Here is a 20139-nt window from a genome sequence, read left to right as displayed (position 1 = left end):
CCTCGTTTCGGCGAACGGGAAAGCCATGTCCGATCAACGGCAAAAGAACTGGGAAAGGCTGCAGGGCGACAGCGCATTCGATGCCGTTGTCGTCGGCGGCGGTATCAACGGTATCGGCGTCTATCGCGAGCTTGCGTTGCAGGGACTGCGTGTCCTGCTGGTGGAACGCAACGACTTTTGCTCCGGCTGCAGCGCCGCGCCTTCACGCATGATCCACGGTGGGCTGAGATACCTGGAAAACGGCGAGTTCGACCTGGTTCGGGAATCGCTCAGGGAACGGGATGCGCTGCTGACAAATGCGCCTCATCTGGTGCATCCCCTGCCGACGGTTATTCCGATCGCATCCGTATTTTCAGGACTGTTGAATTCGGCAACCGGCTTTTTCGGCCTGACCGGAAAACCATCCAGCCGCGGAGCGCTGCCGATCAAGTTGGGATTGTCGCTTTACGACTGGGTGACGCGCAAGCGACGTTTGTTGCCGAAGCACGTGTTCCGCTGTCGGAGCAAGACAAAATCCCTTTGGCCCAAACTGATGCCCGGGCTGAAATTCTCCGCAACCTACCACGATGCCTGGATCAGTCATCCGGAGCGGTTGGGGATAGAGCTTCTACGCGATACCGCGGAGATTGCACCATCCGCCATTGCCTTGAACTACGCGGAGCTGCAGCCGGACGGTGACGGATTTCGCGCAACCTGCAGCCGGACCGGTCACAGTCTTCGGGTCACTGCGAAAATTGTCGTGAACGCCACCGGCGCCTGGCTGGATGAAACGATTGCCCGGATCAATGGCGGCAACCATCCGGATCGGCTCGTTTCCGGGACTAAGGGATCGCATCTGATCATCGATCATCCCGAACTCGAAGCGGCTCTTGCCGGACATATGGCCTATTTCGAAAACTCCGATGGCAGGGTCTGTATCGTCTTTCCATATCTCGGCAAGGTGCTTGCCGGATCGACCGACATTCGTGTGAGTTCGGCCAAGCGGGTGCGCTGCGAGCCGGAGGAAGAGCGCTATATCCTCGACTCGTTGCGTCTGGTTTTTCCTGACATCGAAGTCCGGCCGGAAGATGTTGTCTTCAGTTACGCTGGAATCAGGCCTCTGCCGAAAAGCGACCACGACTTCACAGGACGGATTTCACGCGGACATTACACCAGGCGGCTCGATGGTCTGGTGCCTCAGCTCTGCATGATCGGCGGCAAGTGGACCACTTTTCGCGCCTTTGCCGAACAGACAGCCGATGAAGTCCTGAAGGAACTTGGATCCGAACGGCGGGTTGAGACACTGGCACTTGCGATTGGCGGTGGTAGAGACTTTCCGGCTGAAGCAGATGTGTTGAAGAAACAGCTTCAGGCCGATTTCGAAATCAGCGCGGAGCGCGCATCGCATGTGACGGGGATCTATGGCTCCGGAGCACGGGCCGTCCTTGAACATTGCCGATCCTGTGCGACGGATCGATCACTGGCGGAAGGGACTGGCCTGACCACGGGAGAAGTGGTCTTCCTCCTGAAAAACGAATTTGTCGAAACGCTGTCGGATCTTGTTCTGCGGCGTACGTCACTGGCGATCGACGGCAGCCTGTCGATGGACATGCTGGACACCCTGGTGGACCTCTATCGCGCCGAAACTGGCCTTTCCGTCCAGGACGTCGACCGGCAGCGCACCGATCTCATCAACGAACTCAACGACTTTCATGGTGTTTCCCGCTCGATGCTGGAAAGCCGGAACCTGAACTGGAGTAAAGAATGCGCGTTAGCACAAAAGCCCGCATGAACCGCATGTTCACCAATGGCGGTTGCCTGGACGTGGCGATCGATCATGGTGTCTGCAATGAACCGAGCTTCATGGTCGGCCTTGAGAACATGGCCGGTGTTGTCGACACCTTGATCAATGCAAAGCCGGATGCGATTCAGATGGCTTACGGGCAGGCGGATCTGCTGCAGGAGCGGCCGGAAAAGGACAAGCCCGCACTGGTCATGCGCATCGACATGGGCAATCCCTATAACGATCAACGCCACCGGGTCATGTGGTCCATGTTGCAAAACGCGGACGAGCCGATCATTGGTGCACTGGAAATGGATGCCGCCTGTGTGGTCGTGAATCTGTTCATGCTGCCGGACGAACCCGAGCTTTTCCGCCAATGTGTTGAAAATATTTCCCGCGTTCGGGCCGCGTGCCACAAATACGGCATGCCGCTGATGATCGAACCGCTTGTCATGCTTCCGAACGATATCAGGGGTGGCTATCAGGTTGACGGCGATGCAGAGAAAATCGTCACCCTGGTTAGGCTCGCCAGTGAAATGGGCGCTGACATCATCAAGGCGGATCCAACCGAGAATGCCGAAGATTTCCATCGGGTGGTGGAAGCGGCTCGCGTGCCGGTGCTGGTACGCGGTGGTGGCAAGGAAGACCTGAAAACTGTTTTGAAAAAATCTGCGGCCTTGATGACACAGGGTGCCAAGGGAATGGTCTATGGTCGCAACATCTACCAGCATGACAACCCGAAAGCGGTCGTCGCAGCTCTCATGGCGATGATCCATGATGGCGCTGGTGGTGAAGAAGCTTGGGATATCTACAACCGTGGCTGACACGAAAAAATACCTGCTCGGGCTCGATGCCGGCAACACGGTGATCAAGGCGGTACTGTTTGATCTTCAAGGGCGGCAGATTGCCGTTCATGCCCTCGATGGGCAGTCTTCAACACCGCAACCGGGTCATGTCGAACGGGATCTGAACGAACTCTGGGACAATGCCAAGCTCGTCATCCGCCTGTGTCTCGAGGCGGCTTCGGTGAGTCCTGCCGACGTCGCGGCAATCGGCTGCGCCGGCCATGGCAACGGGCTCTATCTGCTGGATCGCCAGAACGAGCCGCTCGTCGGCATCCAGTCACTGGACACCAGGGCCGCAGATCTGGCTGATACTTTGCGAGCTGCGAGAGGCGAGGAACTCCACGCGCTTTGCCTGCAGGAACCCTGGCCGTCCCAGACCCCGGTTCTGCTTGCCTGGATCAAGAAAAACAGGCCGGATCTCTATCGGCGGGCCGGAACCGTTCTTCTGTGCAAGGACTTCATCACCTTCAAGCTGACGGGCCAAAGGGTCAGCGAGATATCAGACATGTCGGGTTGCGGTCTCATCCGCATGCCCGACTGCGTCTATGATGACAGCCTGCTCGCGCTTTACGACCTGTCCGATGCTAGGGAGTTGCTGCCGCGTTTGCTCCATCCTTCCGATGTTGCCGGAAAGATCACCGCCGAAGCCTCGAAACTCACCGGATTGGCGGAAGGAACGCCTGTCATTGGCGGTTATTTTGACGTGATTGCCAGTGCACTCGGTTCGGGTGTCGTCCATTCGGGAGAAGCTTCCATTATCGCCGGAACCTGGAGCATCAATCAGGTGCTTTCACAGGATCCGGTGGTGGACCGCAATGTCTTCATGGCATCGGGTTTTGCACCGGGCAGGTTCGTAAACATCGAAGCCAGTGCCACCTCTGCTGCGAACCTGGAATGGTATGTGCGCGAGTTTGTTGAACGTGGTGGTCATCACGACGATCCGTTCGGCTATTGCAACGCAAGGATTGCGGAAGTGACGCCCGCTGCCGACGATCCTTTCTTTCATCCCTTCCTGTACGGCTCCGGCCAGGGTGCTGACTTTCGGGCAGGCTTTTACGGTGTCGCCGGCTGGCATGGGGAAGGGCACCTGTTGAGAGCGCTGTTCGAAGGCGTACTGTTCGAGCACAGGCGCCATGTCGAAGCCCTTCAAACCGCCGGTGTCGGATTTGAACGGGCTATTCTTTCAGGCGGCGGAGCGCGTAGTCCCGTCTGGCCGCAGATGTTTGCCGACTGCCTGGGTGTACCGATCAGCGTTGCGACAGCCCGTGAAACCGGAGCTCTCGGAGCTGCCATAGGTGCAGGTGTCGGCGCCGGGGTGTTCCCGTCATACGAAGACGCGGTCGGGGCCATGACCTCGGTTCGGCAGACGTACCGGCCGGATACGTCGATGAAGTCTCACTATGACAAACGCTACCGCACCTATATCAGGCTGGTTGAGGCCATGCGGTCCGTCTGGAACGACATGGCAACAAAGAAGTCTTGAGACGTGTCAATGAAATGGTATCAACCTGAACGCACACTTGCTCAATCCGCACCACGCCTGAAGAACGAACGGAAAATTTCATGGACCGGCCAGAGGAACTGGATGGAACTTACGACTACATCATCGTTGGAGCCGGAACAGCCGGTTGCGTTCTGGCCAATCGGCTGACGGAAGACCCGTCCGCCAAAGTGCTGTTGCTCGAAGCCGGTGGTTCCGACAACTATCACTGGGTCCACATTCCGGTTGGATATCTTTATTGCATCGGCAATCCACGGACCGACTGGATGATGAAAACCGCATCCGAGCCAGGTTTGAACGGGCGCAGCCTCGTCTATCCGCGTGGCAAGGTTCTGGGCGGGTGTACGTCGGTCAACGGCATGATCTACATGCGCGGCCAGGCAGCCGACTACGACCACTGGCGTCAGTTGGGCAATGTCGGCTGGTCCTGGGAGGACGTGCTTCCTTACTTCCTGAAATCCGAAGATCACCATGCAGGCAGCAATGCGCTCCATGGCAGCGGTGGCGAGTGGAAAGTCAGCAAGCAACGGCTGGAATGGGACATTCTTCGCGCCGTCCAGGACGGTGCAAGGGAGTTCGGCGTCGAACCGCGTCCCGACTTCAACGACGGCAACAACGAGGGCAGCGGATTCTTCGAGGTCAATCAGAAAAACGGTGTGCGCTGGAACACGGCCAAGGGATTCCTGAAACCCGCGCTCAAGCGCCAGAACCTCAGACTGGAAACCCATGCCGAGACCGAGGGCCTTCTCTTCGACGGCAAGCGCGCTGTTGGCGTGCGCTATCGCCAGAAGGGGAAGGTCGTAACCGCCCGCGCATCAGGCGAAGTCCTGCTCGCCGCCGGGGCGATCAATTCGCCAAAAATACTGGAACTGTCGGGCGTTGGAGACGCAGGGGTTCTTTCCAGGCTCGGGATCGATGTCCATCATGAAATGGCCGGTGTCGGCGCAAATCTTCAGGACCATTTGCAGATCCGCACCGTTTTCAAGGTTCATAATGCCAAGACACTGAACACAAAGGCGAACAGCCTGTTCGGCAAGGCACAGATCGCGTTGCAATATGCCTTGACGCAGTCGGGCCCGATGTCGATGGCTCCAAGCCAGTTCGGCATGTTCACCAAGTCCGATCCGTCGCTGGAATCCCCGGATCTGGAGTATCATGTGCAGCCGCTGTCAACGAACCGGCTCGGCGATCCGCTTCACGATTTCCCGGCGATTACGGTCTCGGTCTGCAACCTGCGTCCTGAAAGTGTAGGGTCGTGTCATATCGGCAGCAAGGACCTGGAGCGGCAACCGGATATCCGCCTCAATTATCTGTCGACCGACAAGGATCGCGATATCGCCGTCAAATCCGTTCGCCAGGCGCGGCAGATCATGACGGCAAAGGCCCTCGAACCGTATCGGCCGGAAGAAATCCTGCCCGGACCCGCGGTTTCAAGCGATGCGGACCTGCTTGAGAGCATCGGCGACATCGCCACCACGATTTTTCACCCCGTCGGAACATGCCGGATGGGATCGGACGAAGCGGCGGTGGTCAACCCGGAACTGCAGGTCAACGGGTTGGAAGGTGTTCGCGTCATCGATGCGTCGATCATGCCGAAGATCGTTTCGGGAAACACAGCTTCGCCCGTTGTCATGATCGCGGAAAAAGCTGCGGACATGATCCGCAGCTCGGCAAAGGCCACTTAACGTTTCTGGGGCCGTCCGGCGACGTAGACCTCGTCGATGACCCGATCATCGCCAAGCATCTGCAGGACGAAGAGCTCTTCGCTGAGGGTTTCTGCGCGTTCCATCCGCAGGGACATCGCATCCGTTGCCCGGGCGTTCAGAACGACGATATCGGCCTCCGTTCCCTCATCCAGCGTTCCGATCTTGTCTTCAAGACCAAGGGCGAGCGCGTTGCCTCTGGTGATCCAGTGAAAGGCGCGCAGCGGATGAAGTTTCTGATCCTGCAGCTGAAGGATCTTGTAGCCCTCATTGAGCGACTGCAGCATCGAATAGCTGGTGCCGGCACCGATATCGGTTGCGATGGCATTGGTGATGCCGCGTGCTCGCAGACCTGCGTCATCGAAGAGGCCACTGCCGAGGAACAGGTTCGATGTCGGACAGAAGACCGGACGTGCCTTGGTTTCAGCCAGCGCGTCGATTTCGCGTGGCTCTAGGTGAATGGAGTGCCCAAGCAGCATTTTGGAACTCAAGAGCCCGTAGCTCTGGTAAACGTCGAGATAATCCTTCGCTTTTGGATAGAGCTCCAGCGTATAGGCGATTTCGTTCCGGTTTTCCGAAAGATGGGTCTGGACATAACAGTCAGGGTGTTCTGCAACAAGCGCACCGGCCATTTCCATCTGGTCCGGTGTTGACGTGATCGCAAACCGGGGCGTGATGGCATAATGCGCCCGGCCTCTGCCATGCCATTTTGCAATCAGTTCCTTGCTGTCGTCGTAGCCGCCGATCGGCGTATCCCTGAGCTCGTCGGGCGCGTTGCGATCCATCATCACCTTGCCGCCGATGACGCGCATGTTGCGCTGCTCTGCCTCTTCGAAATAGGCATTCGCCGATCCCTTGTGAACCGAGCAGAAGGCGACGGAAGTGGTCGTGCCGTGATTGATCAGGAGATCAAAGAACCGGCAGGCCATGCTGGCTGCATGATCGTCATCGGCAAAACGGGTCTCTTCCGGAAAAGTGTAGGAATTCAGCCAGTCGAGCAGCTGTGCTCCCCACGACGCGACGATCTGAACCTGCGGAAAGTGGATGTGGGTGTCGATGAAACCTGCGGTCAGCAGATGCGGCCGGTGATCGATGATCTCCGCATCGCCCGCCTTGGCGATCACATCGCAATAAGCACCGCGCGCACGGATTATGCCGCCCTCGATCAGAAGCGCACCGTCTTCGATATAGTCATAGGAAGACGTGTCATCAGGGGTTTGCGGTTCGGACTTGAAAGTGAGAACACGTCCACGGAGCAGCAAGCGATCTGATTGCATTGAGAATTATCCCGTTTGACAGAATTTCGGGGCGGAAGGTCCGCCCCGAATGAAGTGAAGACCTTGGTTATTCGGCCGGACTTGCCTGTGGTTCCAGTGTCTGCTCCGCTTCCGGTACGATGGCTTCCTCGCGATGGAAGATCGGGTAGATGAACAGGAAGGCAGCGGCGATCATGTAGCCGAGGCTGACGGCGCTGAATTCCGGCCAATGCAGGTTGGCGGAGTGAATGATGCCGATCGAGGCCATGACGAAAGCTGCAAAGGCGAACCCGCCGGCGTTGCGGAACTTGCCGTCGATGACGCTGGCAACAATCGCACCCCAGATCAGACCGGTGAGAATCGCGCCCTGGCTGAGCGCCAGATGACCTTCGTAATGCGCACCTTGTTGCAGCAGCGCAGCGGTCAGCTCCGGGTTGCCGAGCGGCAGCACGCCTTCGGCACCGGTTGCGTTGAGCGCACCCATCAGGGATCCCCACTTGATCACCAGGAAGCTGGAAACATGCGGCATCATCGCGATGGTGACCGCAGCCATATGTTCCGTGCGAACCGCATGGGCCGTATTGGTGATCAGGCTGAGAGCGACGAACACCAGGACCGGAGCCGCAGCCGCAACCGGGATCAGGTTGGTCAGGAAGGCCAGGAAACCGAAGAATGCGGCAAGCGGAATGACGATGCCGACGCCGATCACGTAGCCGGAATGCGCACCCATGCGCTTGTAGGCCGGATGACCGATATAGGCAGTGGTCGGGAACGGCGAACCGAACAGGGCGCCGATCATGGTGCCGGCACCATCGGTGATCTGACAGGTCGCGACCGGATAGTGGTCACCGGCAGCCTCAGCGCTTTCCACGTTGTTCATCGTTTCGATGAAGTTGTAGATCTGCACCGGTACGAGAACCAGGAACAGCTGCGGGTTTTCAAACAGATGCTGGATACCGGCAATCAGGTCGCCGAAATAGGGAAGCGGCGGATAGAAGCCGACGCCTTCGAAGCTGAACTTCGACTGGCCGATCAGCAGAGCGACAACGGTACCGATGATCAGCGCCAGCAGACCGGCGGGAATGTTGAACGGCAGGCGGAAACGTCCGACCAGACCCCACAGGATAATGATCATCGAGGCAAAGCCGATGAACGGGTTTTCGAAGACCGTTGCCAGTGGAACGGTGCCGATAAAGACCAGTGCGATGCCACACAGCGTACCGAGCATGCCCGCACGCGGTGTCACCCGCTTCAGCCACGGGCCGACGATGGCGCCGAGACCGGCAACGATGCCGCCGATGAAACCGGCGCCGATACCGACCTGCCAGGCCAGAACCGGGTCGTTGGTCGACCAGTAGATCGGACCGATGACACCGAAGAGATAGACGAACATGACCGGCGTCGAGATGCCGTAAGGCAGCGCGGTCACGTCATGGCCCTGTTCTGCCGCTGCGCGTTTTGCCAGCAGCACATAGATGGCAACACCGGCCAGAACGGCGATAGCCGCCCCTGGAACGATCCGGCCATAGACGATTTCGGCCGGCATCTGGAAGACAAACTGACAGATGCCCGCGAGCACCATCAGGTTGACGAGGTTGTCGGTGAACAATGCCCAGAAGGCACTGAAATCCCCGCGCGAAAACAGCTTGTAGTCGTAGCTCCCAACCCGCATATCGGGTCTCCTTTCTCGACGATTTAGGCAGAGTCCACCCGTTCTCCCGGTTCAGTGGAGCTGCCCTTGATTTACTGTGCGGCTTCGAGCGGCACAGCCTCCTCCTTGCCGCTGAGTGCCTGATTTTCCGCGGTCAGCGCGGTCAGGGCTTCGGCGGCTACAAATGCGGCAATGATTTCGGGTCTCTTGTCGCGGCTCCCCGCCGCACCGATCGGACATGTGAGATTGTCGATCGAAAGCCCGTTGCAATGCGTGCGGCACCAGGACCGCAATTTGGCGCGCTTCGTCGCCGAACCGATCATGCCCACATAGGACGCATGGCCGAGTTCGAGGGCGGCGGACGTCAAAAGAAAATCAAGCCCGTGGTCGTGCGTCAGCACGATAAAGGCGCTGTTTTCCGGCGCGTTGTAGACGTCGACTTCCGGGATGGCTCTGAGACGTTTTTCAACATCGGCAGAGCATTTCGCCAATTCTTCCTCGCGCATGTCGACCAGGACGCAGTGCACCGGTGCGTGTTGCAGAAGATTGGCAATGGCGCGGCCGACATGACCGGCGCCCATGATGAAGACGTGTGGCTGCTGCTCCTCCTCTGTACGCAGACGTTCCAGAGCGTCTTCACGATCCTTGCGGCCCATCCGCGACAACTTCATCTCGACACGGCCGCCACAGCATTGGCCGATTTCCGGGCCGAGTGGCAGGTCGAGATTTTCACCCAGCGATCCGTTCGCCAGCATGGTTCGTGCGCGGTTGACCGCGATCTGCTCAAGCTGCCCGCCACCGATCGTGCCCCACAGGTCCGCTGCAGCCACGAACATCTCGGTGCCTGCTTCGCGTGGGGAAGAACCGCGGACGCGGGTCAGCTCCACGCGAACAACCGGGCTGTTCGCGCTGAAAAAAGTGGTGGCTTTGGTGAGGAGCGTGCTCATGGTCTTATCCGCTGTTTCTCAGGCGCTCGATCGCAAGCAGGACCCGTTCCGGCGTTGCCGGGGCGTCCAGGCGTGGGCATTCCCGGTAATCGGCAACACTGGCAACCGCCATCGACAGGGCTTCGAACACAGAAATACCGAGCATGAACGGCGGTTCGCCAACGGCCTTCGACCGTTTGATCGTGCGTTCCTTGTTCACCGACCACTCGGCCAGCGACACGTTGAACTCACGCGGCCGATCAGAAGCCAGTGGGATCTTGTAGGTGGAGGGCGCATGGGTGCGCAGCCGTCCGGCGTTGTCCCACCACAGTTCTTCGGTAGTGAGCCAGCCCATTCCCTGAATGAACGCGCCTTCAACCTGCCCTTTGTCCAGGACCGGGTTCAGTGATCTGCCCACGTCATGAAGGATGTCCGTCCGCTCCACACGATATTCGCCGGTAAGCGTGTCGACGGAAACTTCCGAGCACGAAGCGCCGTAAGCGTAGTAGTAGAAAGGACGACCCCGGCCTGCCGCGCGGTCCCAATGGATTTTCGGCGTCTTGTAGAAGCCGGCTGCCGACAGATGTACGCGCGCCAGATAGGCCTGGCGAACCAGATCGTTGAAGGAAACGGCGTCCTTGCCGATCTGCACCATGTTGTTGCGGAAACTGATCGTTTCCGGCTCGGTGTTCCAATGCTCGGCTGCAAAGGCGACAAGGCGCTCCCTCAGCTGCTCGGCCGCATTCAGCGCCGCCATGCCGTTGAGGTCGGTTCCCGACGAAGCTGCGGTTGCAGAGGTGTTCGGAACTTTTTCCGTGGTGGTCTTGGTGATCTTGATGCGTTCGAAATCCACCTGGAACGCATCGGCGACAACCTGGGCGACCTTTGTGTTCAGGCCCTGGCCCATTTCTGTGCCGCCATGGTTCAGATGGATCGATCCGTCATTGTAGATGTGGATCAGTGCTCCGGCCTGATTGTACCAGGTGGCCGTGAAGGAAATGCCGAACTTCACCGGGGTGAGGGCAATGCCCTTGCGGATGATCCTTGACTTGGCATTGTGCTCCAGGATTGCCTGGCGGCGGGCCTGGTAGTCGGAATTCTCTTCAAGTTCCTTGATCAGGCGCGGCAGGATGTTGTCCTCGACCTCCTGATGATAGGGGGTCAGGTTCCGGCCGTCGGTCTTGTCGCCGTAGAAATTGACCTTGCGGATCTCCAGCGGATCCTTGCCGAGTGCGTAGGCGATCTCTTCGATCATGCGCTCGGCGGCAACGACACCCTGCGGCCCGCCGAACCCGCGGAAAGCGGTGTTGGAAACCGTGTTGGTCTTCATCGGCCGGCTGCGCAGCAGCACATTCGGGTAGTAATAGGCGTTGTCCGCGTGAAAGAGAGCGCGGTCCGTCACAGGACCGGAAAGGTCCGAGGAGTAGCCGCAACGGGCCGCGAAGTTTCCTTCGACCGCCTGAATGCGGCCGTCATTGTCAAAGGCAACGTCATAGTCGACGACGAAATCGTGGCGCTTGCCGGTTGCTGTCATGTCCTGATCACGATCCGGGCGGATCTTCACCGGACGGTTCCACTTCTTTGCGGCAACGGCTGCAACGGCAGCAAACAGGTTCATCTGGCTTTCCTTGCCACCGAACCCGCCACCCATGCGCCGGACGTTGACGGTCACGGCGTTCGACGGAACTCCTAGGACATGCGCCACCATGTGTTGCGCTTCGCTCGGATGTTGCGTGGAACAATGCACCACGACGTCGTCATCTTCTCCCGGAAGCGCAAAGGCAATATGGCCTTCCAGATACATGTGGTCCTGGCCGCCGATTTGCATCCGGCCTTTCAGCCGGTTGTCTGCGGCTTCAAGTGCAGGAGCGGTCTCACCGCGTTCCAGCTTCAACGGAGCGGTGACAAACGGATAATCTGCTTCCTGGGCGCTGACCGGATCGAGAGCGTGAGGCAGGACGTCGTAATCGATCCTGGCAAGTTCGGCGGCACGGCGGGCAGCGTCGCGGCTTTCTGCAACAACAGCGAAGAGAGGCTGGCCGTGGAACTCGGTCTTTTCTGTCGGAAAGACGGGTTCATCCTTCTGGCCGGTCGGGCTGATGTCGTTGTGACCCGGAATATCGTCTGCGGTCAGGACGCCAACGACGCCAGGTGCTGTCAGTACGTCGGACAGGTCCACGTTCTTCAAAAGACCGTGGGCAACGGTGGAAACACCCAGATAGGCGTGCAGCGTGCCATATGGTTCGGCAATGTCGTCGCAGTAATCCGCGCGGCCGGTAACGTGCTTCTCGGCGCTGTCATGACGGCGGTCGACGTGAACGGCGCCGCTGATGGTCTGATCGGTGTCAGTGATTACGTCGTGTTTCATCGATCTCTCTCAGTCACGCGGAAAGCAGTTCGACCGGCTCGCCAGTCTGTTCGTCATGGGAAAGGAAGAAACGCTGCAGCAGGTTGCGCGCGACGCTCGTCCGGTACTGGGCCGAGGCTCGCCAATCGCTCAGTGGGCTGAAATCGGCTTCCAGGGCTTTTCCTGCCGCTGCAAAAGTGGCCTCATTCCATGGTTGACCGCGAAGCGCTGCTTCAGCCGCCTCGGCGCGCTTGGGCGTACCGGCCAGTCCGCCGAATGCGATACGGCAGTCGGAAACAACACCGTTCGCGACGGTGACGCTGAAACCGGCGGCAACAGAGGAGATGTCTTCGTCACGGCGCTTGGAAATCTTGTAAGCCGCATTCAACTGGCCGGGTTCGGCGCGCGGTATGACAATGGCTTCCACGAATTCATCAGCTGCACGATCCTGCTTGCCGTATTCGATGAAGAAAGCTTCCAGCGGCAGTGTCCGGCGGGTCTTGCCTTTGCGAAGCGTGATGACAGCGCCCAGAGAGATCAGGACCGGCGGCGTATCGCCGATGGGCGAACCGTTGGCAATGTTGCCGCCGATGGTGCCCATGTTGCGAACCTGTTGTCCTGCAATACGGTCCCAGTAAGCATCCAGATGCGGGAAAACCTTGCGAATGGCGCCCTGTGCCTCGGAGTAGGTGACGCCTGCCCCGATTTCCAACGCCGAGTCTGTCAGCTTGATCGACTTCAGTTCGTCGAGATTGTTGATGAACACGGCAGGTCCGATCGGACGCATGAACTTGGTGACCCAGAGACCGACATCGGTCGAGCCGGCAACGATGGTCGCGTTGGGCCATTCGCTCAGAACTTCCGCAAAGTCGCTGACGCTTGCCGGTACGATTGCCCGGTTGTCTTCCGGACCGGTCACGACCCGGCAGCCATCGTCGAGTGTTCTGAGGCGTTCCGCGATGGCTTCGCGTTCAACCGTCAGGAAGTCATTGGCCGGAGTACCGTAGCGATTGGCGGCCATCGCGGCGGCGATGATCGGCTGATAACCGGTGCAACGGCAGAGATTGCCCTGGATCGCCGTTTCGACCTCTTCCTCGGTCGGCTCGGGATTTTCCATCCAAAGGGCATAAAGCGACATGACGAAACCGGGAGTGCAGAAACCGCACTGGCTTCCATGGAAGTCGACCATGGCCTGCTGGATCGGATGCAGACCGCCATTCTCGCCGCGCAGATGTTCGATGGTGACAACGTGACAGCCATCGAGGGAGGCAAGAAAGCGGATGCAGGCATTGACGGTTTCATACTTCAGGACGCCACCGTGCAAGCGGCCGACGAGTACGGTGCAGGCGCCGCAATCTCCCTCGGCGCAGCCTTCCTTGCTTCCGGTCAGGCGGCGCTCCAGCCGAAGGTAGTCCAGCAGCGTCTTGTCCGCCGGCACATCCTGGACAGCCACATCGGCGCCATTCAGCAGAAACCGGATTTCGTTACGGTGGTTCATCGCGTCCTCGGAGTTTTCTCGTCTCGGTTGGCGACGGTACTGCTCGGGACTGCTGCGAAAAATCCGACTTATCCGGAAATTATTTCAACATTTTATTGAAAATGACCCGAAGGCATCCGTGCGAAACTGCCATTCATACCCATATGAGGAATGCCGGCGCGGCGACGGGCAGTGCCAGGACAAGACACTGCAAAAACACGTGAAATTAGGGAAAGAGGGAGAGCGTCAGATGGCCTATCTGGAAAGCCTGCGGGTCTTCACGCGCGTCGTCGAACTCGGCAGCATTACTTCCGGTGGACGCGACCTGAGACTGACGCCGGCTGTCGCCAGCAAGCGCATCAAGGAGCTTGAAAAGCACCTGGGCGTGCGTCTGTTCAACAGGACAACCCGTTCTCTGACGCCAACGGAAGTCGGCAAGGTCTTCTATGATTACGCAGTAAAGGCGCTTGAATCGATCGAGGATGCTGAAGCTGCCGTCGCAAGTTTTTCCGACACCCCGCGCGGCGTCATCAGAGTGACTGCACCGCTTGGCGCAGGCAGACGGATCATTGCACCTCTCGTGCCCCGCTTCGTCGAAGAATACCCGGCAACGGAAGTGCATATGCGTCTTTCCGACCGCAAGGTCGACCTGATGTCGGACGGTCTGGACGTGGCGTTTTTCATCGGCACGCCGCAGGATTCGAACCTCAAACTTCGCAAGATTGCCGATTGCCAGCGCGTGCTTTGTGCCTCTCCGGGCTATCTCAAGAAGCATGGCACCCCGAAATCACCTGACGATCTGCTGAGTGAAGACCACAACTGCCTGCTGCTGCGTTATCCGCGCTCACCGGAATATTTCTGGGTTCTGGATACGGAAGAGGGGCCGAGAAAGCTTCAAGTTGCCGGTAAATATGATGCGGACCACGGCGACGTTCTCACCGACTGGGCTCTGGCAGGATACGGCATCGTCAACAAGCCCCGCTTCGATGTCGCTCAATACCTGCAGAGTGGAGATCTTGTCGAAATCCTCACCAATACACCTCCTCTGCCAACCATCTTCGGCTGTCTTTACCCTCATCGACGCCTGCAGGACCCCAAGATCCGGCACTTCGTCGATTTCGTCATCAAGCACGCGGATGTGGGTGCTGACTGAACACGCGGTGTGGATTCCCGCGGCGGGCATCCCCGGCCTGATGTTTAGCCTTGGGAGATTGTTGATACTTGTTCGGCGGCATAGCTGACAGGCTTTAAATAGCGTTTAGATCGATTTGAGTGACAGGAACAGGGCGAGCCTGTTCTCGCAAAGGGCACCGCGTTCCCCCGTCATGCCGGACAGCGTGGCGCGAAAGCGCTATCGCGTGATCCGGCATCCAGACGTAAGTGTGAGCGTAGCGAACGCCGAAACCGGTTAAGTCAACAGATTTGAAGAAGGCCGCGCTTCCAGCGCGAAATTTATCTGGATTCCGGATCTGCGTTCGGCTTCGCCTCACTGGTCCGGAATGACGATCCGAGTGTTGGAAGGCCTGGATGCTGAGGTGGCTGAGCAAACAGGCAGGTTACCTGCCGATTGACGTTCAGGCTGCAGCGCAGTTGGGACCCGGGATCCAGCGCTGACGTCTACCACGATCTCATTTCTCGTCAGATGGCGACTGGATATGTGTGGGCGCAGAGAAACCGGGAAGCATTGACAGTCCAAAACAAAAAAGCGCTCTCCCTTGCAGGAGAGCGCCCTAGCCGTTTCGTGACGCGCAGGCTTACCTCGAAGCCACACCGAAGGGCAGGTCTTTCTTGGCGTTGCGGTACCAGTCGATGACCTTCTGCCGCTCGTCTTCTTCCATGAAGGAGACGTTTGCCGGAGGCATGGCGTCGGTGACGCCCGCCTGCAGGTAGATCTGCTGGGCGGCGCGGGCAACGTCCGCCTTTGTTTCCAGAACGATGCCCTTCGGAGCCCAGTGAATGCCTTCATAGAAAGGCTCCCGGGCGTGGCACATGGCGCAGCGGCCAGGCACGATCGCCATGACGTCGTCAATGCCTTCCGCATTGGCATAGACCTGCTCCACCGGTGTCAGGGCGCGCGATTCTGAAACATCATAGCTGTCCTCGCTCCACATCGGAGCCATGCTGAGGTGAATGATGCCGACGAACAGGATCGCGGTGACCAGCCAGGTCCAGGTCGGATTGCCGGCGCCTGCATGATTGGTGTTGAAGTAGTGTCGGATCGAGACGCCCATCAGGAACACCAGAGCAGCGATCACCCAGTTGTATTCGCTGGCGAAAGCAAGCGGGTAGTGGTTGCTCAACATCAGGAACACGACCGGCAGCGTCAGGTAGTTGTTGTGGGTCGAGCGCAGCTTGGCGATCTTGCCGTATTTCGGGTCAGGCGTCCGTCCGGCTTTCAGATCGGCCACGACGATCTTCTGGTTCGGGATGATGATGAAGAAGACGTTGGCGGACATGATCGTTGCGGTGAAGGCGCCGAGATGCAGCATCGTCGCCCGGCCGGTGAAGATCTCGTTGTAACCCCAGCCCATCGCGACCAGCATCATGAACAGCAGGATCATGAGCAGCGTCGGGTTGTCGCCGAGCTTGGACTTGCAGAGGAAGTCGTAGACGAGCCAGCCGATGCTGAGAGATCCCGCCGAAATCAGGATGCCCTGCCACAGGGCAAGGTCGGCCTTTTCCGGATCGATCAGGTAAAGCTCTCCACCGACCCAATAGATGATCATGAGCAGGGCTGCACCTGACAGCCAGGTCGAGTAGCTCTCCCATTTGAACCACACCAGGTGATCCGGCATGTTTTCCGGCGCGACCAGGTATTTCTGGATGTGATAGAAGCCGCCGCCGTGGACCTGCCACTCCTCACCGTGTGCACCCACAGGCAGATGCGGTACCTTGCGCAGGCCCAGGTCAAGCGCGACGAAATAGAACGATGAACCGATCCACGCCATTGCGGTAATGACATGCAGCCATCGGACGGCAAATGCCAGCCAATCCCAGATGATGGCGATATCCAACATGATGTCTCCTCCGAAACAGAATTCTGAACCGAACCTAGCCGATCTTTAAATTTTCTGGTATCTCGGCATAATCCTAGCAGTTTCAAAAAAATCAGAATAATCAGCGATGGCCTATCTGGAAAATATTCGGACTTTCCTGCGTGTTTATGAACTCGGCAACATGTCGGCCGCAGCACGCGACCTTCGAATATCGTCTGCCGTGGCCTCAGCGCGGGTGTCACAGCTGGAAGAACACCTGAATGTCCGGCTGTTTCAGCGCACGACGCGGGCCCTCAGTCCGACGGAGCACGGCAACCTCTTTTATCGCGGCGCGACCAAGATCATCGAGGCCGTCGAGGAGGCCGAAGCCGAAATTTCCAATGTGACCCTGTCTCCGCGCGGGACATTGTTCGTTGCTGCCCCCATCGGCATGGGACAGCGGTTGATTGCACCGGTCATCCCCAAGTTCAAGGAAGCTCATCCGCTTATCGATATCCGTCTGAGACTGTCCGACCGGAAAGTCGATCTGACGGGAGAAGGGTTGGATGCTGCCTTCTTCCTGGGGTTACCGGAAGATTCCAACCTGAAAATCCGCAAGATTGCCGATTGCTCCCGCATCCTGTGCGCTTCGCCTGATTACCTGACCCGCAAGGGGACACCCTCCAGCATCGAGGATCTGTCTTCAGGTCAGCATGATTGCCTGAACATGCGCTATCCCGGGGCACCTGAGTTCCAATGGCCGCTGCAAACGGATGAGGGGGTCAAGCGTGTCGCTGTTTCCGGTCCGTTTGAGTCGGATCATGGCGACGTGCTGACCGGCTGGGCGCTGGACGGTTACGGGATTGTTTTGAAGCCGGTTTTTGAAGTGGCTGATTACCTGGCCTCTGGCCAGCTCGTTCCGGTACTGGAAAACGAACCGCCCATCCCGGTGCAGATGGCCTGCCTCTACACCCACCGCCGGCGCCAGGACCCGAAGGTCCGGCTCTTTATCGACTACATGGTCACTCACATTCAAAGTGCACTGGCGGAACTGTCTGGCAAGTAGGTCGCTTGCATGTGGCAGAAGAAACAAAAAAGCCGCCCGCAGGCGGCTTTCGACAATTTTTTACAGCGTAATTTGGCGAGGTTTGCCGGCTGTTTGGCTATTGGGCTCGCATCTCGGTTGAGATGCGAATGGTGATCGGACCGGTGGAGAAGGGACCAACACCGAACTCCGTGTGATCAAGCGTCGTGGAGGCCTCGAAAGCAATCCACTCGCCTTTGTAATAGTCGAGGCTGGCGCCGACCGGATGCGGGCCGATGTGAGTGAGTTTTGTATCCAGCGTAACCGGCTTCGTGGTTCCGTGGATGGTCAGGTCGCCCGTTACCTTGGCTGTGTCTTCACCGGTCCGTTCGACGCCCGTGCTGACGAATGTGATTTCCGGATAGGTCGCCACTTCAAAGAAGTCCGCACTGGACAGATGCTCGTCCAGGGGCTTGAAGCCGGTCGCAATGCTGTCGGCCTTGATGGTCACATTCAGTTTGGCATCTTCAACATTTTCCGGGTCGATATCCAGTGTGCCGTCGACGGTGGTGAATTCACCGGACTGGGTGGAGACGCCTGCATGCGACCACATGAACTGAACTTCGGTGTGACCTTGATCGGTCTTGTAGGTTGCGGCCAGGCTGGCCGGTGCAGCCAACAGGGTCGCGGCGATGCAAATGGGGGCAAGTCTGATCATCGCAAATCTTTCCTTTTCATGTTCAACCCGGATTGCTTAGGGTCTGATGGCATCTTGATTTCCGTATTACCCGAAATAGATGCTATGACATCTATCAGAGTGGAGACTGGGAAAAAACCGGTCAGGCACCTGTTCACTGAAACTTGAAGACAATGAATCCAAGCGACCGCGAAACCGACATCTGGATCCTGCTCAACAGGGCTCACCGGCTTGCTCACCGTGAGATGGAAATCGAACTTCGGGACAAGGGGCTGCCTCCGCTGCGTGTCTACGATTTGCTCTGGGGTGTGGAGATGTCCGGCGAAGAGGGAGTTCGTGCCTATGAACTGACCAACTGGCTGCTTTTCGAACAGTCCAACCTGTCCCGCCTGCTGGCACAGCTCGTTTCAAAGGGTTTGATCCGCGAAACGGTCATGACTGAGGATCGCCGCGGCAAGATCCTGCACATCACGCCTGAAGGTGCTGCGTTGCGCAAGCAGATGTGGGGTGTTTACGGTCCGGGGATTCACCGGCATATGAAGGAACTTGCATCTGCCTCGCACCTGTCTGAGTTCCTTGACCGGATGTGCGAAGCCGGAGGCGGACCGATCGCACGGCCAGGCCATCGGGAACCGACTGAAAAAGCGTGAGGATGGCGGCGGTTTCCGCAGGAATTGACAGCAGGCGCATTACCGCCACTTGAATTTGGCGCTGCGAAATTCCTAGAGTTCGTGTTGGGGCGAGAAAAACCTCTTTGAATTCTTTTTTTGTCGGCCAGGCACAATTTTTTCAGGTGCCGGTTTTTGTTTTTGTTACGGGACGCGAATAGTTGAATAACGGTTTGAAATCGGGGTCCGGTGAAAACCCTGGATCCAGCAGTGATTGTGGTGCGGAAAATTCAAGCGGTGCAACGGAACGAAAGAGCTCCGCTTCAGATGACCTTCGGGCCACTCGGGAACTAGGGAAAAAATACTGCCTGACGGATGAGAGCAAACGCACTCCGGGGGGCACTCTCTATCGTATCAAGGCGTTGCGGGCTTTCGGCAATGTTGCTGCCGGTGAAGTCGGCGGTTTTGTGGAAAGCGAGAACAACCTGTCGCAAGATGGGCTTGCCTGGATTTCGGATAACGCTGAGGTTTCCGGGAAGGCTTGGGTTTCCGGTGATGCTCTTGTCTCCGACATGGCAACCGTGTCTGGAAAGGCAAAGGTGTCCGATGAAGCCCGCATCTCCGGCCGTGCCGCGATTTCGGGTCGCGCGGATATCCGGGATCAGGCGCAGGTGCGCGACCAAGCATCGGTTCATGGACTGACGCGGATTTGGGACAAGGCGTGCATTTCGGAGAATGCGTTCCTTTCAGATGCGGTTGTTGCAGATCATGCACAGGTCCATGGCGACGCACATCTGGCGCAGGTCTCGGTGACGGGTAACGCCAGAATTTTCGGTGACATTGAGATCTTCGCCAAATTGTCGTTTCCCTATGATGCGGCCCTTTCCTGCGACAGGTTCTACCTTGTCATCCAGCCGATAGGTTGCCACGACGCTATTCTGAGCGCCGTCAAATCCGACGACGGCAGGCTCTGGTGCACTTACAACATCCCGTTCTCAGCAGAGAACTGTCCGGAAGAATTTGAGGAACTGGTGCACGAGGAAATCTGCCTCTACAAAAACTGTGCCAGCCATCTTGACGGAATCTGCGCCCGGACCCGTGAGGGATTTTCCGGCGATCTCGACGGATTTGAAAATCACCTTGAAACAGCGTTGCGCGATTATGAGGATTACGAGGCGATGCGCGCCGCAATCGCTTTATTCCGGGCAAAACTGAAACAGGAACGGGACTGAGGCGAGAGCCGGTCAGCGTGAGCTCGCTGGAGCGGCTTCTGTTTTTTTGAAAGAATTCTTGGCGCAACCGATTTTGACGCGCCGTCTTCTCTTGTAGACATGCCGCCTTGGCGCAATCCGGCCGGCATGAGCTCG

At 58.2% G+C, this 20139-nt stretch carries 15 protein-coding genes; 8 read left to right on the top strand and 7 right to left on the bottom strand.

Going from position 1 to position 20139, the window contains the following annotated elements; translation table 11 throughout:
- Positions 1–25: 25 nt before the first annotated feature.
- The 4 genes from ABLQ08_RS26160 to ABLQ08_RS26145 all read left to right on the top strand — a co-directional run bounded on the left by ABLQ08_RS26160 (position 26) and on the right by ABLQ08_RS26145 (position 5793).
- Positions 26–1771, top strand: a complete 1746-nt coding sequence (locus ABLQ08_RS26160) for a glycerol-3-phosphate dehydrogenase/oxidase (RefSeq protein WP_352948561.1) — start codon at positions 26–28, stop codon at positions 1769–1771.
- On the top strand, positions 1744–2586 hold the full coding sequence (locus ABLQ08_RS26155; protein WP_352948559.1) for a class I fructose-bisphosphate aldolase: 843 nt from the start codon (positions 1744–1746) through the stop codon (positions 2584–2586). Before ABLQ08_RS26160 ends, ABLQ08_RS26155 begins: the two co-directional genes overlap by 28 nt.
- Positions 2579–4090 (top strand): FGGY-family carbohydrate kinase, encoded by a 1512-nt coding sequence (locus ABLQ08_RS26150; RefSeq protein ID WP_352948557.1) that lies wholly within the window; start codon positions 2579–2581, stop codon positions 4088–4090. The genes ABLQ08_RS26155 and ABLQ08_RS26150 overlap by 8 nt, the downstream gene beginning before the upstream one ends.
- 80 nt (positions 4091–4170) lie before the next feature.
- Positions 4171–5793 carry a GMC family oxidoreductase gene (locus ABLQ08_RS26145; RefSeq protein WP_352948554.1) on the top strand — a complete coding sequence of 541 codons (1623 nt, stop codon included), beginning with the start codon at positions 4171–4173 and terminating at the stop codon, positions 5791–5793.
- Here the strand turns inward: ABLQ08_RS26145 and guaD are convergent.
- From guaD to xdhA, 5 genes are all read right to left on the bottom strand, one after another.
- Entirely contained in the window at positions 5790–7088 is a 1299-nt protein-coding gene (gene guaD, locus ABLQ08_RS26140) for a guanine deaminase (RefSeq protein WP_352948552.1), read from the bottom strand. The two genes, ABLQ08_RS26145 and guaD, sit on opposite strands and share 4 nt — an antisense overlap.
- 67 nt (positions 7089–7155) lie before the next feature.
- Entirely contained in the window at positions 7156–8739 is a 1584-nt protein-coding gene (locus ABLQ08_RS26135; protein WP_352948550.1) for a xanthine/uracil/vitamin C permease, read from the bottom strand.
- Between the two features lie 71 nt (positions 8740–8810).
- Complete coding sequence (xdhC, locus tag ABLQ08_RS26130) at positions 8811–9665, bottom strand: xanthine dehydrogenase accessory protein XdhC (RefSeq protein WP_352948548.1); 855 nt, start codon at positions 9663–9665, stop codon at positions 8811–8813.
- A gap of 4 nt (positions 9666–9669) precedes the next feature.
- Complete coding sequence (gene xdhB / locus ABLQ08_RS26125; protein WP_352948546.1) at positions 9670–12012, bottom strand: xanthine dehydrogenase molybdopterin binding subunit; 2343 nt, start codon at positions 12010–12012, stop codon at positions 9670–9672.
- A 13-nt stretch (positions 12013–12025) separates the two neighbouring features.
- Positions 12026–13489: a xanthine dehydrogenase small subunit gene (xdhA, locus tag ABLQ08_RS26120; protein WP_352948544.1), complete on the bottom strand. Its 1464-nt coding sequence runs from the start codon at positions 13487–13489 to the stop codon at positions 12026–12028.
- Between the two features lie 229 nt (positions 13490–13718).
- On the opposite strand from xdhA, the gene ABLQ08_RS26115 reads away from it, so the two are divergent.
- On the top strand, positions 13719–14621 hold the full coding sequence (locus tag ABLQ08_RS26115) for a LysR family transcriptional regulator (RefSeq protein WP_352948542.1): 903 nt from the start codon (positions 13719–13721) through the stop codon (positions 14619–14621).
- Positions 14622–15222: 601 nt separating this feature from the next.
- Here the strand turns inward: ABLQ08_RS26115 and ABLQ08_RS26110 are convergent.
- Entirely contained in the window at positions 15223–16485 is a 1263-nt protein-coding gene (locus ABLQ08_RS26110; RefSeq protein WP_352948541.1) for a urate hydroxylase PuuD, read from the bottom strand.
- A 106-nt stretch (positions 16486–16591) separates the two neighbouring features.
- Here ABLQ08_RS26110 and ABLQ08_RS26105 point away from each other — a divergent pair, with 106 nt between their 5' ends.
- Positions 16592–17509 carry a LysR family transcriptional regulator gene (locus tag ABLQ08_RS26105; protein WP_352948538.1) on the top strand — a complete coding sequence of 306 codons (918 nt, stop codon included), beginning with the start codon at positions 16592–16594 and terminating at the stop codon, positions 17507–17509.
- A 97-nt stretch (positions 17510–17606) separates the two neighbouring features.
- Here ABLQ08_RS26105 and ABLQ08_RS26100 read toward each other — a convergent pair whose 3' ends face one another.
- Positions 17607–18185 (bottom strand): YceI family protein, encoded by a 579-nt coding sequence (locus ABLQ08_RS26100; RefSeq protein ID WP_352948535.1) that lies wholly within the window; start codon positions 18183–18185, stop codon positions 17607–17609.
- 152 nt (positions 18186–18337) lie between these two features.
- Here ABLQ08_RS26100 and ABLQ08_RS26095 point away from each other — a divergent pair, with 152 nt between their 5' ends.
- Complete coding sequence (locus ABLQ08_RS26095; protein ID WP_352948533.1) at positions 18338–18814, top strand: MarR family winged helix-turn-helix transcriptional regulator; 477 nt, start codon at positions 18338–18340, stop codon at positions 18812–18814.
- 179 nt (positions 18815–18993) lie between these two features.
- A complete protein-coding gene (locus ABLQ08_RS26090) occupies positions 18994–20004 on the top strand; it encodes a hypothetical protein (RefSeq protein ID WP_352948531.1) in 1011 nt (336 codons plus the stop codon).
- Positions 20005–20139 lie beyond the last annotated feature (135 nt).

This window comes from Roseibium sp. SCP14, assembly GCF_040329475.1.
In the GTDB taxonomy this organism is placed as follows: Bacteria; Pseudomonadota; Alphaproteobacteria; order Rhizobiales; family Stappiaceae; genus Roseibium.
The sequence above is the reverse complement of the archived record's forward strand: the minus strand, read 5'-3'. Positions and strand labels throughout refer to the sequence as shown.